Origin of the sequence: Aurantimonas manganoxydans SI85-9A1, assembly GCF_000153465.1 — a bacterium.
GTDB classification, from domain to species: domain Bacteria; phylum Pseudomonadota; class Alphaproteobacteria; order Rhizobiales; family Rhizobiaceae; genus Aurantimonas; species Aurantimonas manganoxydans.
The window spans coordinates 1942687-1959434 of sequence record NZ_CH672387.1 but is presented as its reverse complement, the minus strand read 5'-3'; the positions used below and the strand labels follow the sequence as shown (position 1 = coordinate 1959434).

Genomic DNA, 16748 nt, shown 5'->3' with positions numbered 1-16748 from the left:
TTATGTCGGCATGGCCGCACGAAAAAGGGGGCGTCCCGCGCCGATCAGAAGAATTCGAGGCTGACCCGGAAGAGCTGCTCGACATGACGCACCGCACCGGCGGCGGCGAAGATCACCACCCGGTCTTTCGCCTTGATCTTGGTCTGGCCGTCCGGGCGCACGAACTGGCCGTTGCGATAGATCGCGCCGACCCGCAGATTATGCGGAAGGTTCAGGTCGCGCAGCGGCGTGCCGACCAGGGGCGAGGTTTCCAGCGCTTCGGCCTCGATTGCTTCGGCTAAGCCGTTCTGGATCGAGTGCACCGCGCGGATGCGTCCGCGGCGCACATGCTGCAGCACCCGCGAGATCGTCACCGAGCGCGGATTGATGAAGGCGTCGATGCCCAGCGTGCGCGTGAAGGTCTGGTAGTCGGGATCGTTCAGCAGGGCGAGATTGCCCTTGCAGCCGAGCCGCTTGGCCATGACGCTGGAGAGGATGTTCACCTTGTCGTCATTGGTCAGGGCGACGAGGAGATCGGCCTCGGCGATGTCGGCCTCGTTGAGAATGGTCTGGTCGAGGCCGCTGCCATGCAGGACGATGGTGCGCTTCAGGCTGTCGGCGATGGTCACCGCCCGCTCGTGCTTGGTCTCGAGCACGCGGATCTTGGCGCCGAGGCTGCGCTTTTCCATCTGCTGGGCGACGTAGAAGCCAATATTGCCACCGCCGACAATGACGATCCGTCCGGCTTCCGGCTCCTCGTGACCGAACAGGCCCAGCGTGCGCTTCACATGGCTGCGCTCCGCCACGACATAGGCGATGTCGCCGGCCACCATCTGGTCCGACGAGGCCGGGACGAACAGCTTGTCGCCGCGCAGGATGCCGACGACGGTCGCCTTCAGGTCGGGAAACAGATCGGTGAGCTGGGCCAGCGGCGTGTCGACCACCGGACAGTCGTCCCGGCACTCGATGGCGACCATGGCGATGGTGTCGTCGGCGAACCGCACGACATCCATGGCACCCGGCAGCGCGATCCGGCGCAATGCCATCTCGCCGACCTCGACCTCGGGCGAAATGATCACGTCGATCGGCATGTTGTCGGTCGAGAACAGATCCTGCCAGTGCGACCGCAGATAGCTCTGCGAGCGGATGCGGGCGATCTTGGTCGGCACGTTGAACAGCGAGTGGGCCACCTGGCAGGCGACCATGTTCACCTCGTCGTGCAGCGTCACGGCGATGATCATGTCCGCCTGCTCCGCGCCCGCTTCGGCCAGCACGTCCGGATGGGCGCCGTGGCCGACGAAGCCCCGTGCGTCGAGATTGTCGCGGATGTTCTGGACCAGCGAACGGGAGGTGTCGATCACCGAGACGTCGTTGCGCTCGGACGCCAGCCGTTCGGCAATGCCGTACCCGACCTGGCCTGCACCACAGATCACGACTCTCATCCGTTCCGCCCTTCAAACGCCGAACTCTTCAGAGCCGCGTTCCTAAAGCTTCCCGAGGACAAGCGCAAAGGTCCCTCGCCGCGCCCCTGGCAGGCCGTCGCTCATTGACGGGCCTCGCGGGGCGGACCGCCGGAGCGGAGAGCCTAGATGCCGAGCGACTTCAGCTTGCGATGCAATGCCGAGCGCTCCATGCCGACGAATTCCGCGGTGCGCGAAATGTTGCCGCCGAAGCGATTGATCTGCGCCACCAAATATTCCTTCTCGAACACCTCGCGAGCGTCGCGCAGCGGCAGGGCCAGGATCTGCCCGTCCGACTGGCTCGGCGTCTGCGGCAGCATCTCGCCGACCTCGCGCGGCAGCATGTCGGCCGAAATCGTCGTGTCGGCATCGCCCTCGCGCGACAGGATCATCAGCCGCTCGACATTGTTGCGGAGCTGGCGGACGTTGCCCGGCCATTCGCTGGATTGCAGCACCGCCATCGCCTCGGGGCTGATCGCCCGCGGCTTGATGCCGGTCTGTTCGCTGATCTGGGTCATGAAGGCTTCGATCAGCAGCGGGATGTCCTGGCGCCGTTCGGCAAGCGGCGGAACCTGGACCGGGACCACGGCGAGGCGATGGTACAGATCCTCGCGGAAGGCGCCCTCGGCGATCATCGATTCCAGATTCTGGGCCGTCGACGAGACGATGCGGACATCGACCTTCACGCGCTTCGATCCGCCGACCCGCTCAAAGGTCTGTTCGGTCAGCACGCGCAGGATCTTGTTCTGGGTTTCGCGCGGCATGTCCCCGACCTCGTCGAGGAACAGGACGCCGCCATGGGCCTCCTCCAGCGCGCCGACCTTGCGCTCGACGCCGGGAGGCGCCTCGGTGCCGAAGAGCTCGACCTCCATGCGGTCGGGCGTGATCGCGGCGGCGTTCAGCGCCACGAAGGGCGCATCCGCGCGGGCCGACCCGGCATGGATCGCCCGCGCGACCATTTCCTTGCCGGACCCCGACGCGCCGAGGATCATCACGCGGCTGTTGGTCGGCGCGACGCGCTCGATCAGCGTGCGCAGCTGGTTCATCGGATGCGACTTGCCGATCAGCTCGGCGAAGTCGGACGAGCGCCGGCGCAGTTCGGAGACTTCACGCTTGAGCTTGGAGTTTTCCAGCGCTCGCTCGGCCACCAGGATCAGGCGATCGGCCTTGAACGGCTTCTCGATGTAGTCATAGGCACCGCGCCGGATCGCCGACACGGCGGTCTCGATATTGCCGTGACCGGAGATCATCACCACCGGGACTTCGGGATGCTGCGCCTTGATGGCATCGAGCAGGTCGAGGCCGTCGAGGCGGCTGCCCTGCAGCCAGATGTCGAGGAAGACCAGGCGCGGCACGCGCTCGGCGATCGACTGCAACGCGGCGTCCGATCCCCCCGCGGTCCGGGTCTCGTGCCCCTCGTCCTCGAGGATCCCCGCCACCAGTTCGCGGATGTCGGCTTCGTCGTCGACGATCAGGATGTCCGATGCCATCGATCTCACCAATCCTTTCTCATGTCCCGGCATTCTCCCGGATGTCCGCGTCTGCAAAGCCATCCGCCGGCAGGGTGATGCGGACCATCGCCCCCTGCGACTGATCGGGCGCGTCGTCGAGTTCGATCGTCCCGCCGTGTTCCTCGATGATCTTCCGCACGATGGCGAGGCCCAGTCCGGTCCCCTTCTCGCGCGTGGTCATGTAGGGCTCCAGAAGCCGATCTCGATCCTCCCGGGGAAATCCCCGGCCATTGTCGCTGATCTCGACCAGATGCCGCTCCCTGCCCGGCACGGCCCGGATGCGGATCTGGCCGTCGGCGACCTCGGCGGTCTCGAGCGATTCCACCGCATTCTTGACGAGATTTCCGAAGGCCTGGGAGAGCAGGCGAATGTCGAAGGAGCCCAGCAGCGGCTCATCGGGGATCTCGGCAACGAACGAAATACCGTGATCCCCCATTTCCCGCATGAACACCGCTTCCCGCAACGCTTCGCGCAGGTCCTTTGGTTCCATGCGCGGCTTCGGCATGCGGGCGAAAGTGGAGAATTCGTCCACCATCCGGCCGATGTCGGAGACCTGCCGGATGATCGTCTCGATGCACCGGTCGAAGACCTCGCGGTCGTCCTCGATGCGCTTGCCGTAGCGCCGCCGGATGCGCTCGGCCGAAAGCTGGATCGGGGTCAGCGGGTTCTTGATCTCATGCGCGATGCGCCTTGCGACGTCGGCCCAGGCGGAGGATCGCTGCGCATCCACGAGATCGGTGATGTCGTCGATCGTCACGACGCTGGAGCGTGCGCCCTCGCTCTCCTCGGACGAAGTGATCCGGATGGCCAGCACGCGCTCGCGATCGCGGATGCGCAGCTTCACCTGCTCCTGGAATTCGGGGCGCGACGAGGCGGTCGCGGTTTCGAAGACCTGGCCGATCGTCGGGAACGTCTCGATCAGCGACCGGCCGACGACGGCCCCGGCGTCGACATGCAGGATCCGCTCGGCGGAGGGGTTCAGCATCGACACAGAGCCGTCGCGCTCGACACCGATGACGCCCACCGTGACGCCGGACAGCACCGCCTCGGTGAAACGGCGACGTTCATCGATGACGTCCTTGGCATGGACCAGTTCGGAGCGCTGGCTGCGCAACTGCAGGATCATGTTGTTGAAGGTGTTGGACAGGGAGCCGACATCGCCGTCCGAGGTCCGCACCGGCACCGAGACGGCGAGGTTGCCGCTCGAAACCTCGTCCGCGGCGCCCATCAGCAGCCGGATCGGCCGCACCAGCCGGTCGGCGACGCCGATGCCGGTCCAGATGGCCGACAAAAGCACGATCAGCATGATGCCGAGATAGAGCAGCGCGAAGGCCACCTGCAGCCCCAGACGATTGGCCTGGAGGCTGGAATATTCGGCCGAGCGCTCCTCCATCAGCCGCAGCGCGTCGAGCACTTCCGGATCGACGGCCCGCACCGTGTAGAGATAGCTGTTGGGCAGTTGCCGCAGCTTGATGATCGCACCGACGAGATTGGTCACGCCGGGCGGGATGAACACCAGATTGCCGTCCGCCGCGCGCTGCAGCGCGTCCTCCGGCGGGACCGGCAGCGGCCGCTCGACCGCCACGTCGGCGCGCAGGAACGGCGTTCCGTCGGCCCGCAGAATCTGCGCGCCGAGCAGCGAGCGGCCCTTGGCCTGATCGGTCATCAGGTTCTCGAAGCCGTTCTGGTCGAGATCGAACAGCCGCCGCTGCTGGTCGAGATCGTAGGCCATCGACAGCGTCGAACCCTGCAGATTGCGGGCGTTTTCGTTCACATAGGCGCGGGCGACGCTGATCGACGATTCCACGATGGTGCGCGTGCGAATCTCGAACCAGCGATCCAGCCCGAGGTCGAGCGTCACACCGGCGACGATCGCCACCAGCAGCGCCGGCAGGGCCGCGACGATCGAGAACAGCGCAACGATGCGCACATGCAGGCGGGAGGCAGCCCTGCCCTGGCGGCGGGCCCGAACCATGCGCAGCACCTCGCGCCCGATCAGCACGCAGAGCAGCACGACGAAGGCGCCGTTGACGATGGTGGCGATGGTGACGATCGTGTCGGTCGGCGCGATCGGCGTCAGTCCCATCAGGACGACGAAGGAGATCGCGCCGGTGATCAGCGCGCCGACCACGGCGATCAGCCCCGGGACCAGCATGAAGCGACGGCGCTCCATGAGGAACGGAACCTCAGGCGCGCTCTGTTGGGGTGTCAGGCTCATGAATCACTGCAACCGGTCATCACGTTGCTACAATGCAACGGAATGTGGCCAAAGTGCAACGAGGCTGGAAAAATGCCGCTCAGCGGATCGCGCGGATCACCGAGATGTCGAGATCGCGGATCTTCTTGCGCAGGGTGTTGCGGTTGACCCCCAGGAGATCGGCCGCCTTCACCTGATTGCCGCGCGTGGCCGCCAGCGCCGCCGCGATTAGCGGATATTCGACCTCGCGCAGGATGCGCCCGTGCAGCCCGGGCGGCGGCAGATCGTCGCCGAAGGAAGCGAAATAGTCGGACAGATAGCGCTCGACCGCGGCACTCAGGTCTATCGGCTTGCCGCCGTCGCCGTCGAGACCCGGTGTCTTGGCCACGTCGTTCGACAGCTCGTGCTCGACCAGCTCGGCGGAAATTTCGTCCTGCGGATAGAGCGCCGACAGACGCCGGATGAGGTTTTCCAGTTCGCGGACATTGCCCGGCCACGGATAGCGCCGCATCACGTCCAGCGCGCCCTGGCTCAGCACCTTGCGCGGCAGCCCCTGCTTCTCGGCCTCGGTGAAGAAGTGGCGCGCGAGATCGGCCAGATCCTCGATCCGTTCACGCAGCGGCGGCAGGCGCAGCGGCACCACGTTCAGACGATAGAACAGATCCTCCCGGAACAGGCCGCGGGCGATGAGCTGGCGCAGATCCTTGTTGGTCGCCGCGACGATGCGCACGTCGGTGGCGATGGGCGTGCGCCCGCCGACGACGGTGTATTCGCCCTGCTGCAGCACCCGCAGCAGCCGGGTCTGGGCTTCCATCGGCATGTCGCCGATCTCGTCCAGGAACAGCGTGCCGCCTTCGGCCTGTTCGAAGCGGCCGCTGGTGCGGGCCTGTGCGCCGGTGAAGGCGCCCTTTTCATGGCCGAAGAGCTCGGACTCGATCAGCTCGCGGGGGATCGCCGCCATGTTGATGGCCACGAACGGGCCTTTGCGCCGACGGCCGTAATCGTGCAGCGCCCGGGCGACCAGCTCCTTGCCGGTGCCGGATTCGCCGGTGATGGTCACCGTCAGGTCGGTCTGCATCATCCGGGCCAGCGCCCGGTAGATATCCTGCATGGCCGGCGAGCGACCGACCAGCGGCATGGAATCATGCAGTTCGTCCGGCGCGTCCTGGCGCCGGCTTTCCTTCGGCTCCGACAGTGCCCGACGGACGATGGCGACGAGCTCGGTCAGGTCGAAGGGCTTGGGAATGTAGTCGTAGGCGCCCTTCTCCGACGCCTTGATGGCGGTCATGAACGTGTTCTGCGCGCTCATCACGATGACCGGCAGATCGGGCCGCGAGTTCTTGATCTTCGGCAGCGTGTCGAAGGCATTGCCGTCGGGCATCAGCACGTCGGTAATGACGAGATCGCCCTCGCCCGCCGCGATCCAGCGCCACAGCGTCGCGATGTTCGAGGTGACCCGGACTTCGAAGCCCGCCCGCATCAAGGCCTGTGAGACAACCGTGCGGATGGCGGAGTCGTCGTCGGCAACGAGAATCTGCATGCTCATTCCAATTCCTCAGACTTCCGATGCCGGATGGGGCGCGTCCGTCGTCGCTTCCGCGATCTCGCGCCAGGCCGGCATGAGGATGCGGAAGCTCGTATGCCCCTCGTGTGACTCGCACTCGATGACGCCGCCATGGTCGCCGACGATCTTGGCGACGAGCGCAAGGCCCAGTCCCGAGCCGCTCGGCTTGGTGGTCACGAAGGGGTCGAAGATGTGCTCGCGGATGTCGTCGGGGATGCCGGCGCCATTGTCCTCGACGGTGAACTCCAGCGGCAGCGTCACGCGATCGCGGGTGCCGGGTACCGACAGGCGCACACCCGGCTTGAAGGCAGTGATCAACCGGATTTCGCCACCCTCGCGGTCGCCCACCGCCTCGGCGGCGTTCTTCACGAGGTTCAGGAAGATCTGCACCAGCTGGTCGCGATTGGCGAAGACCGGCGGCAGCGATGGGTCGTAGAGCTCGGTGATCTTGATCTTGCGGGCGACGCCCGAGCGCGCCAGAGTCTTCACATGTTCGAGGACCGAATGGATGTTCACCGCCGAACGCTCGATCGGTCGCTGGTCCGAGAACACCTCCATCCGGTCGACGAGCTTGACGATCCGGTCACTCTCTTCCTGGATCAGCCGCGTCAGGCTGCGATCCTCGTCGCTGGCCGACGTCGCCAGCAATTGCGCCGCGCCCTTGATCCCCGACAGCGGATTGCGGATCTCGTGGGCCAGCATCGCGGCAAGCCCGGTGACCGAGCGCGCCGCCGAGCGATGGGTCAGCTGGCGATCCATCTTCTCGGCAATGGAGCGCAGCTGGATCATCACCACCACGAGATCGGGATCGTCCGGCAGGTTCGAAACGTAGAGATCCACCAGCCGCTCACCGCCCAGCCGCGGCGACGACACGTCCACCCGGTACTCGCTGATCCGCCCCTGCTGCTCGCGCACCTGGTCGATCAGCGCAAAGAGTGGGCTGTCGGCCGGCACGAAATCCTGCAGGCGCCGCTTGGCGAGATACGACATGCCGGCGGAGAAGAACTGCTCGGCATCGGAATTGGCGAAGCGGAACCGGCCGCTGCGGTCGATGACCACCACCGGGTGCGGCAGGGCGTTGAGAATGCGTGTCTGTGTCGCCGCCAGATCCATGGGGGCCGCTTCATCGTTCATGGTTCAGGCTGCTTCCTGCATGGCGGAGGGCGCGAGGCTCGGCTCGACGTCCAGAAGGCGGGTCTCGGCGAAAAGGTGGCGCAGAACGCTCAGCACGGCCTGCGGGTCATGGCCGGCCACGACCGCCATCCGGTCGGCTTCCGGCACGGGTCCGGTGGTGGCGATGAAGCGGTCGAGATACCAGCCCAGATGCTTGCGGGCATGGCGCACGCCGACCCGCGCGCCGTAATGATCGAGCATCGCCGCATAGTGCTCGGCCACGAGATCGCCGAGCGGCAACCGGGCCAACTCGTCCTCCCCGATCGCCCCTGCCAACAGGCCCGGCAGCCACGGACGCCCCTGCGACCCGCGGCCGACCATCACCGCGTCGGCGCCGCTCTGAGCGAGCATTGCCGTGATCTGTTCCGGTGAGACGAGATCGCCATTGGCGACCAGCGGCACCGACACGGCGGCCCGTACGGCCGCAATGGCGGGCCAGTCCGCCTGGCCGTCGTAGAAGTCGCTGCGGGTGCGCCCGTGAACCGTGATCATGGCGACACCGGCGGCCTCGGCCGCGGCGGCCAGTTCGGGCGCATTGATCGACTCGCGGTCCCAGCCGAGCCGCATTTTCAGGGTCACCGGCACGCCGCCGGCCCCGGCCACGGTCGCCTCGACGATCCGCAGGGCCAATTCCGGCTCGCGCATCAGCGCCGAACCCGACAGCCCGCCCACAACCTTCTTGGCGGGGCAGCCCATGTTGATGTCGATGATATCCGTGCCGTTGTCGGCCAGTTGGGCCGCGGCGCGCTGCATCCAGGCGGGATCGCGCCCGGCGAGCTGCACGACGTGCAGTCCCGGCCCGTCGCGCATGGCCCTGAGCGCGCTCTCCTCGCAGCCTTTCACGAACTCGCCGCTGGCGACCATCTCGGACACCACCATGCCGGCGCCGAAGCGCCGCGCCAGCCGCCGGAACGGCACGTCGGAAATCCCCGACAGCGGTGCGAGGAACGCGCGGTTCGCCAGCCCGTGGCCGCCGACATGCAGCGGCATCCGGACACGGGACTGGTCCGGGCCGAAATCGCCCAATGTTTGGGCGCCTACTGAATGTGTCGCTTCTTTCGCCATTTGACTGTAACTTATCCGGGCATGCACAAAAGACAAGCACGCGCCTTGCATAGCTGCTTCCCTCTATGGTTCACGCGGGCGAGGCAAATGTGACGGGGATCGAACGATGAAGCGGAGCGTGGCTGCGGTCATCGTGGCGGCCGGGCGCGGCGAACGCGCGGGCCAGTCGGTGGAAGGCCCCAAGCAGTACCGTTCGCTGGCCTCACAGGCCGTGATCGCGCATACCGTCCGCGTCTTTCTCGACCATCCCGGCATCGAACGCGTCGTGATCGTCATCCACAGGGATGATCGCGCGCTGCTCGCCGCGGCTCTCGAAACACATCTCGACCGCGTCCGAGTCACCCTCGGCGGCGCGACTCGCCAGGAATCGGTGCGCCGCGGCCTGACAGCGCTCGCGGACCTTGCCCCCGATGTTGTGCTGATTCACGACGCCGTCCGACCCTTCGTCGACGCCGCCCTGATCGACCGCACGCTTGCCGCCATTGGCGACACCGAAGGAGCCATACCGGCCATCGCCGTGCCCGACACGCTGAAGAAGGCTGGCCCCGACGGGCAGATCGTCGCCACGGTCGACCGGCGCGACCTGTACGCGGCGCAGACGCCGCAGGGCTTTCCCTTTGCGGCCATCTGCGCTGCCCACGAGGCTGCCGCCACATCCGGGCGCGACGATTTCACCGACGACGCGTCCATTGCCGAATGGGCCGGCCTTCCCGTCCGTCTTGTCGAAGGGCTGGCCGAGAACGTGAAACTGACGACGGCCCGTGATATCGCGCTGGCCGACGAACGGATGCGGGGAATACGGCCGATGATCGATGTCAGGACAGGCAATGGCTACGACGTGCACCGGCTCGTCGCGGGCGACCACGTCACCCTTTGCGGGATCGCCATTCCGCACGACCAGACACTGGACGGCCATTCCGACGCCGATGTGGGCCTGCATGCCCTGACCGACGCCTTGCTCGCGACCTGCGGCGCTGGCGATATCGGCGACCATTTCCCGCCCAGCGATCCGCAATGGCGCGGCGCGCCGTCGCGCATCTTCGTGGAGAAGGCAGTGGAGATCGTCCGGGCCAAGGGCGGACGGATCATGAATGCGGATATCTCGCTGATCTGCGAGGCGCCGAAGATCGCCCCGCATCGCGCCGCCATGTGTGCGGCGATCGCCGCGATGACCGGGCTCGACGCGGAACGGGTCTCGGTGAAGGCCACGACCAACGAGACCATCGGCTTCGTCGGCCGCCGCGAGGGCATCGCCGCGATCGCGACGGCCAGCGTCTCCTACGGAGAGACCCGGTGAGCGCCGATGCGGCGGTGATCCGGGCAAAGGCACGCGGCGTCATTGAGGCCTACGCGAAAGCGGGGCTGACCATTGCGACGGCAGAGTCCTGCACCGGCGGACTGATAGCGGCGGCCCTCACCGACATTGCCGGCTCGTCCGCCGTGCTCGAGCGGGGCTATGTCACCTATTCCAACGCCGCGAAGGTCGAGATGATCGGCGTCGATGCCGCGACCCTGGCGGAACACGGTGCAGTGTCCGAACCGGTGGCGTGCGAGATGGCCGAGGGGGCGCGCCGCGCCTCCGGTGCGGGCGTCGCAATCTCCGTCACGGGGATCGCCGGGCCAGGCGGCGGCTCGGCAGAAAAGCCGGTGGGCCTCGTGCACTTCGCCTGCGCCAGCCCGGGGACCACCCGTCATCGGGAATGCCGCTTCGGCCCGCTCGATCGGGCGGACATCAGGAGCGCCAGCGTCGGTGTCGCGCTGGACATGCTGCTCGATGCGCTCGCGGATCAGCCGGCGTTCTGAGCACTCCGGGCACCGTCGCCATAGATGACGTCCGCGCGCGCCTCGAAGGCCTCTGCGAAGCGCCGGAAAGCGTAGTCGAACATCGAGCCCATCAACAGCCCCAGCGTGCGGCTCTTGAACTCGTATTCGATGTCGAACTTGACGTCGCAGGCACCCTCGCCGACCGGCACGAAATCCCAGCGATTGTCGAGATAGCGGAACGGCCCTTCGACATATTTCACGTCGATGCGGCGCTCGTCCGGCTTCAGAAGCACCTGCGTCGAGAAGGTCTCGCGGACCATCTTGTAGGCGACGGTCATGTCGGCCACCAGCAGCGTCTTGCCGTCGCGTTCGCGACGCGAGCGCACGTTGAGCTGCTGGCAGAGCGGCAGGAACTCCGGGTATTTCTCCACGTCGGCGACAAGCGCGAACATCTCGTCGGCGGAGTGGTGCACGCGCCGGGTGGTCTGGAAATGAGCCATGATCGTCGCTGTCAGGCGGCCGCGCGACGGGCGAGACGCGCCGCCTTCAGCCGTTCGAAATCCTCGCCGGCGTGATGCGACGAACGGGTCAGCGGGCTGGCCGACACGACCAGGAAGCCCTTCGACAGCGCCACGGTCTCGAAGGACTGGAACTCTTCGGGCGTGACGAACCGCATCACCGCATGGTGCTTCTTGGTCGGCTGCAGGTACTGGCCGATGGTCAGGAAGTCGACGTCGGCCGAGCGCAGATCGTCCATGAGCTGCAGCACCTCGTTCCGTTCCTCGCCAAGCCCGACCATGATGCCGGACTTGGTGAAGATCGTCGGATCGAGTTCCTTCACCCGCTGCAGCAGCCGGATCGAGTGGAAGTAGCGGGCGCCCGGGCGCACCGTCAGATATTTCGACGGCACGGTTTCCAGATTGTGGTTGAAGACGTCGGGCCGGGCCGCAACCACGGCCTCGAGCGCGCCCGGCTTGCGCAGGAAGTCAGGCGTCAGGATCTCGATGGTGGTGCCGGGCGCCGCCGCGCGGATGGCGCGGATCGTTTCGACGAAGTGCTGGGCGCCGCCATCGGCCAGATCGTCACGATCGACCGAGGTGATGACGACATGGTTTAGCCCCATGGCTGCGACGGCCCGGCCGACGCTCTCCGGCTCGCTCTCGTCGAGCGGCTTCGGCATGCCGGTCGCCACGTTGCAGAAGGCGCAGGCGCGGGTGCAGATCCCGCCCATGATCATGAAGGTCGCGTGCTTCTTCTCCCAGCAGCCGCCAATATTGGGACAGCCGGCCTCTTCACACACGGTGATGAGGTTGTTGGAGCGCGCGATCTCGCGCGTTTCCTGGTAGCCCTTCGAGACCGGCGCCTTGACGCGTAACCAGTCCGGCTTGCGCAGGGTCGTCGCCTGATCCGGACGATGGGCTTTTTCGGGATGCCGCGGTCGAGGCTTGGCCTCGACCGCAAGGCGGTTATCGAGCACGGTGACCATGGGCCTCAATTAAGCTCCCGGGCGCCCCGGTGCAATCCACCGCGGCGCAGTCATTCGTGCGGGACCGGTGATTAGCGCCGGAACAGACGCACGATGAAGATCAGCAGGCAGGCGCCCACGAATCCGACGATGAGGTATTCCCAGGAGAAGGAGGCGCTCGCGCCGGAGCCCAGCCCTGTCAGACGCAGGATGAGGCTCAGCACGATGGCGCCGACCACGCCGAGGATGATGTTCATGAGAACGCCCATGTCGCTCTTCATGACTTTTTCTGCCAGCCAACCTGCAATGCCGCCAACGATAATGGCTGCGAGAAAACTACCGATCATTCCTGAGACTCCTTGTCGCGTTTGACTTCTCGGACGGTAGCTAGCGCAGGGGAAAACGAGGCAAGAGGGCGGCGGGCGGAATCTACATGTGAATGACGCGGCCATAGGCGTCGAGAACGCTTTCATGCATCATTTCCGACAGGGTCGGATGCGGGAAGACCGTGTGCATGAGCTCTTCCTCCGTCGTTTCCAGCCCCATGGCGATGACGAAGCCCTGGATCAGCTCGGTGACTTCCGCCCCGACCATGTGAGCGCCGAGGAGCTCGCCGGTCTTGGCGTCGAAGACGGTCTTCACCAGCCCCTCCGGCTCGCCGAGCGCGATCGCCTTGCCGTTGCCCTTGAAGTTGAACCGGCCGACCTTGACCGCGTGCCCGGCTTCCTTGGCCTTGGCCTCCGTCAGGCCGACGCTGGCGACCTGCGGCTGGCAATAGGTGCAGCCGGGAATCTCGGTCTTCTTCATCGGATGGACGTCGAGACCCTTTATCTTCTCGACGCAGATCGTGCCCTCGTGCTCGGCCTTGTGGGCCAGCATCGGCGGGCCGGCGACGTCGCCGATGGCGTAGACGCCCTCGACATTCGTCTTGCCGTAGCCGTCGATCTTGACGATGCCGCGCTCGATGGCGACGCCGACATCCTCGAGGCCCAGCCCTTCGGTGTTGCCCTGCACGCCGACGGCCGAGATCAGCCGCTCGGCCTTCAGGACCTGCGACTTGCCGTCCTTGGTCTCGACGGTCACGGAAACCCCGTCACCGCCCTTCTCCACCTTCGCGACCTTGGCGTCGGTGAGGATCTTCAGGCCCTGCTTCTCGAACTGCTTGCGAGCGACGGCAGCGATCTCGGCATCCTCGACCGGCATGATCTGCGGCAGCAGTTCGACCACCGTAACGTCGGCGCCCATGGTGCGGTAGAAGGAGGCGAACTCGATGCCGATGGCGCCGGAGCCCATGACGATGAGGCTCTTGGGCATCGCCTTCGGCTTCATCGCCTCGAAGTAGGTCCAGATCCGGTCGCCGTCCGGCTCGATCCCCGGCAGCACCCGCGGGCGCGCGCCGGTGGCGACGATCACATGCTTGGCCTTGTAGCTGCCCTCGCCCAGAACGCCCTTCGGAACCGGGTTCTGCGGCTCGACCACGGGCTTCTTCATCTTGCCGACCGAGACCTCGACCGGGCCGCCCTTGCCGGCCTTGGTGATCTTGGCCTCTCCCCAGATAACGTCGATCTTGTTCTTCTTCATCAGGTAGCCGACGCCGCCGTTGAGCTGCGCCGAGACGCCGCGCGAACGCTTGACCACCGCTTCCATGTCGAAATCCGGCTTGGCGATCTTCAGGCCGTAAGCCGTCGCGTTCTCGGCATAGTGGAAGATCTCGGCCGAGCGCAGCAGCGCCTTGGTCGGGATGCAACCCCAGTTGAGACAGATGCCGCCGAGATGCTCGCGTTCCACGACCGCGGTCTTGAAGCCGAGTTGGGCGGCACGGATCGCCGCGACATAGCCGCCGGGGCCGCCGCCGATGATGAGGATGTCGTAGGTGTCAGCCATGGGTGCTCTCCTGGGACGCCGGAACTTCGTGGGCCGGGTGTGCGGGCGCAAACCGTGTGTCACCCGGCCGGATGGGTGCGGCCGCGAATGCTGCGCTGCGCCGAAGGCGAGGCAGCGGCGGCCGGCTCATGCCGTTTCGTCGAGCAATGCCTTGACCGGCGCGATCAGCGCTTCGCCGAGCGCGCGGGTATGCTCCGCCGACAGATGGATGCCGTCGAGCGGCGTCGTCTCGCAGACCTCGGACGCGTCGAACATGGCGCATCCATATTCCTCCGCGACCTTCGTGCAGGCCGAGCGGAAATGCTGGGATTCTTCAAGCGCATGCCCGAACAGCAGCGTGAAGTCCGGCTCGGTGGTCGCGCAGAACATCGGCGGCGCGACGATCAGGATCTTCGGTGCGTCGTAGCCGCGCTGGTAGGGGAAGGTCAGGATGATCTCGACCAGCCGCTCCATTCCCTGACGCGACTCGAAGACCCGGCCGCCGCCGGTGTGCCGCTTCAGATCGTTGGTGCCGAGCATCAGGACGACGAGGTCGAGCGGCTGGTGCGCGCCGAGTGCCGTCGGCAGGGTCTTCACCCCGTTGCGCTCGGCCATCACCATCTGGTCGTCGAAGACGGTGGTCCGCCCGTTCAGCGCGTCGGTGATGACGACCACGTCCTCGCCCAGCGCCCTGGCCAGCACGTTCGGCCAGCGGCTGTCGTAATCGTGGCGCAGTCCGGTCTCGGGGTTGTAGCCCCAGGTCAGCGAGTCGCCGTAGCATAGGACGGTTCTCATCGCCTCGCCCTAGACCAGCATCGACATCGGGTTTTCGATCAGCTGCTTGAACGCCACCGCCAGTTCGGCGCCCAGCGCGCCGTCCACGGCCCGGTGGTCGGTCGACAGGGTCACGCTCATCATGGTGGCGACCGTCACGGCGCCGTTCTTGACCACCGCGCGCTGCTCGCCCGCGCCGACCGCCAGGATCGTTGCATGGGGCGGGTTGATCACCGCGGCGAAGTCCTTGATGCCGAACATGCCGAGATTGGACACGGCCGTGGTGCCGCCCTGATATTCCTCGGGTTTCAGCTTGCGGGCCCGGGCACGCTTGGCAAGGTCCTTCATCTCGTTGGAGACCGCCGACAGCGTCTTCTCCTCGGCGCGCCGGATGATCGGGGTGATCAGGCCGCCCTCGATCGACACGGCCACGCCGACATCCGCGTGCTTGTGCTGCAGCATGGCCGATTCGGTCCAGGACACGTTGGCCGTCGGCACCGCCTTCAGCGCCAGTGCCATCGCCTTGATGATCATGTCGTTGACCGACAGCTTGTAGGCCGGCTTGTCGCCCGCATCGGTCTTGATCATCGGCGCCGCCTCGTTGAGCTGCTTGCGCAGCGCCAGCAGCGCGTCGAGCTCGCAGTCGAGCGTCAGGTAGAAATGCGGGACCGTGGATTTGGCCTCGACCAGGCGCTTGGCGATGGTCTTGCGCATGCCGTCATGCGGGATCTTCTCGTAGGAGCCCTCTTCGAACAGCTTGAGAACGGCCTCGTCGCTGGTGCCCCTGGCGACAGGCGCCGCTGCCGGGGCCGATGCGGCCTCACTCTTCGCCGCGGGCGCATCGGCGGCCTTGCGGGCGCCGCCCGATGCCTTCGCGCTCTCGATGTCGGCCTTGACGATCCGCCCGTGCGGACCGGAGCCCTGCACCGCGCCGAGATCGAGCCCGGCATCCTTGGCCAGCCGGCGCGCCAGCGGCGACGCGAAGACGCGATCGCCCGAACCGCCGTGCCCGGACGACCCGCTCTTGGCATCGGCCGTTGGGCGGCTGTCGCCACGCTTTTCCGCATCCCTCGCGTCGGCTTCCGAACCGGTCACGGCAGCGTCCGCCTTCGGATCGGCGACCATTGCGCCGCCCTTGTCGTCCGACCCCTCAGCCGAACCGCCGCCCTTGGCGGCGTCCTCGATGTTCTCGCCGTCGGCGGCCAGAATGGCGATGACGGCGTTGACCTTCACGCCCTCGGTGCCGGCGGCGACGACGATCTTGGCAACCTTGCCCTCGTCGACGGCCTCCACTTCCATGGTCGCCTTGTCGGTCTCGATCTCGGCGATGATGTCACCGGCCGAAACCGTGTCGCCCTCGGCCACCAGCCACTTGGCGAGGTTGCCCTCCTCCATCGTCGGCGAGAGCGCGGGCATCGTCACATTGATGGGCATCCGGAACGTCTCCTCAATGGCCCTTGCGCCGGGCATCATGTTCGTGTGCGTGGTCGGTCAGCCTGGACAGGTGATGCGACCAGCCATTCCTGTGGTCGAGCAGAAGGGCCGCGCAATCCGCTTCGGGCGCAGCCTGCCAGCCCTGATGTTCGATCGTCACCCGCGCGCCGTCCGCCAGAGGTTCCAGCGACACCGATACGACGGTGTCGAAGCCCCAGTCCGCGTCGGCCCAGACCATCACCAGTCCGTGCGGCGGGTGGTAGGCGGTGACTTCGGCCCGGGTCAGATGCTCGACGCCGTCGGCATCCGTCCACGGCTCCAGCAGATGGCCGCCGAGCCGCGGCTCGAACTCCACGGTCTCGCGCCACCAGCTCCTGAAACAGGCGGGTTCGGTCAGGCATTCCCAGACGGCTGCCGGCGACGCGTCGATATCCTGAACCAGGACAAGGCCCACATCGTCGCCTGCCGCACCGGAATGAGCCGAACCGCTCGCCATGGC

The 16748-nt window shown here is 66.6% G+C and carries 15 protein-coding genes; 2 read left to right on the top strand and 13 right to left on the bottom strand.

The genetic code is table 11. The features are described 5' to 3' along the window. Positions 1–44 precede the first annotated feature (44 nt). The 6 genes from trkA to dusB form a co-directional block, all read right to left on the bottom strand. Positions 45–1421 carry a Trk system potassium transporter TrkA gene (gene trkA, locus SI859A1_RS09255; protein ID WP_009209526.1) on the bottom strand — a complete coding sequence of 459 codons (1377 nt, stop codon included), beginning with the start codon at positions 1419–1421 and terminating at the stop codon, positions 45–47. Between the two features lie 143 nt (positions 1422–1564). Continuing rightward, a complete protein-coding gene (gene ntrX, locus SI859A1_RS09250) occupies positions 1565–2929 on the bottom strand; it encodes a nitrogen assimilation response regulator NtrX (protein ID WP_009209525.1) in 1365 nt (454 codons plus the stop codon). A gap of 19 nt (positions 2930–2948) precedes the next feature. Then, the gene (locus tag SI859A1_RS09245; protein ID WP_009209524.1) at positions 2949–5168 is read right to left on the bottom strand and encodes a sensor histidine kinase NtrY-like; all 2220 of its coding nucleotides are present in this window, start codon (positions 5166–5168) and stop codon (positions 2949–2951) included. Positions 5169–5247: 79 nt separating this feature from the next. Beyond that, on the bottom strand, positions 5248–6693 hold the full coding sequence (gene ntrC, locus SI859A1_RS09240; protein WP_009209523.1) for a nitrogen regulation protein NR(I): 1446 nt from the start codon (positions 6691–6693) through the stop codon (positions 5248–5250). Positions 6694–6702: 9 nt separating this feature from the next. After that, positions 6703–7845, bottom strand: a complete 1143-nt coding sequence (locus SI859A1_RS09235; protein WP_009209522.1) for a two-component system sensor histidine kinase NtrB — start codon at positions 7843–7845, stop codon at positions 6703–6705. Positions 7846–7848: 3 nt separating this feature from the next. Further along, complete coding sequence (gene dusB, locus SI859A1_RS09230) at positions 7849–8874, bottom strand: tRNA dihydrouridine synthase DusB (protein ID WP_009209521.1); 1026 nt, start codon at positions 8872–8874, stop codon at positions 7849–7851. Between the two features lie 181 nt (positions 8875–9055). On the opposite strand from dusB, the gene SI859A1_RS09225 reads away from it, so the two are divergent. Both SI859A1_RS09225 and SI859A1_RS09220 read left to right on the top strand, forming a co-directional pair. After that, a complete protein-coding gene (locus SI859A1_RS09225) occupies positions 9056–10246 on the top strand; it encodes a bifunctional 2-C-methyl-D-erythritol 4-phosphate cytidylyltransferase/2-C-methyl-D-erythritol 2,4-cyclodiphosphate synthase (protein WP_009209520.1) in 1191 nt (396 codons plus the stop codon). Next, complete coding sequence (locus SI859A1_RS09220) at positions 10243–10752, top strand: CinA family protein (RefSeq protein WP_040325621.1); 510 nt, start codon at positions 10243–10245, stop codon at positions 10750–10752. Before SI859A1_RS09225 ends, SI859A1_RS09220 begins: the two co-directional genes overlap by 4 nt. Here SI859A1_RS09220 and SI859A1_RS09215 read toward each other — a convergent pair. From SI859A1_RS09215 to SI859A1_RS09185, 7 genes are all read right to left on the bottom strand, one after another. Then, positions 10737–11213 (bottom strand): type II toxin-antitoxin system RatA family toxin, encoded by a 477-nt coding sequence (locus SI859A1_RS09215; RefSeq protein ID WP_009209518.1) that lies wholly within the window; start codon positions 11211–11213, stop codon positions 10737–10739. The genes SI859A1_RS09220 and SI859A1_RS09215 overlap by 16 nt on opposite strands. 11 nt (positions 11214–11224) lie before the next feature. Further along, entirely contained in the window at positions 11225–12199 is a 975-nt protein-coding gene (gene lipA / locus SI859A1_RS09210) for a lipoyl synthase (RefSeq protein WP_009209517.1), read from the bottom strand. A gap of 71 nt (positions 12200–12270) precedes the next feature. Then, complete coding sequence (locus SI859A1_RS09205) at positions 12271–12525, bottom strand: GlsB/YeaQ/YmgE family stress response membrane protein (RefSeq protein ID WP_024350632.1); 255 nt, start codon at positions 12523–12525, stop codon at positions 12271–12273. A gap of 82 nt (positions 12526–12607) precedes the next feature. Continuing rightward, on the bottom strand, positions 12608–14062 hold the full coding sequence (gene lpdA / locus SI859A1_RS09200) for a dihydrolipoyl dehydrogenase (protein ID WP_009209515.1): 1455 nt from the start codon (positions 14060–14062) through the stop codon (positions 12608–12610). A gap of 126 nt (positions 14063–14188) precedes the next feature. Continuing rightward, positions 14189–14836 carry an SGNH/GDSL hydrolase family protein gene (locus tag SI859A1_RS09195; RefSeq protein ID WP_009209514.1) on the bottom strand — a complete coding sequence of 216 codons (648 nt, stop codon included), beginning with the start codon at positions 14834–14836 and terminating at the stop codon, positions 14189–14191. 9 nt (positions 14837–14845) lie between these two features. After that, entirely contained in the window at positions 14846–16249 is a 1404-nt protein-coding gene (locus tag SI859A1_RS09190) for a pyruvate dehydrogenase complex dihydrolipoamide acetyltransferase (protein ID WP_009209513.1), read from the bottom strand. Between the two features lie 13 nt (positions 16250–16262). Next, positions 16263–16745 (bottom strand): SRPBCC family protein, encoded by a 483-nt coding sequence (locus SI859A1_RS09185; protein ID WP_040325620.1) that lies wholly within the window; start codon positions 16743–16745, stop codon positions 16263–16265. Between the last annotated feature and the right edge of the window lie 3 nt (positions 16746–16748).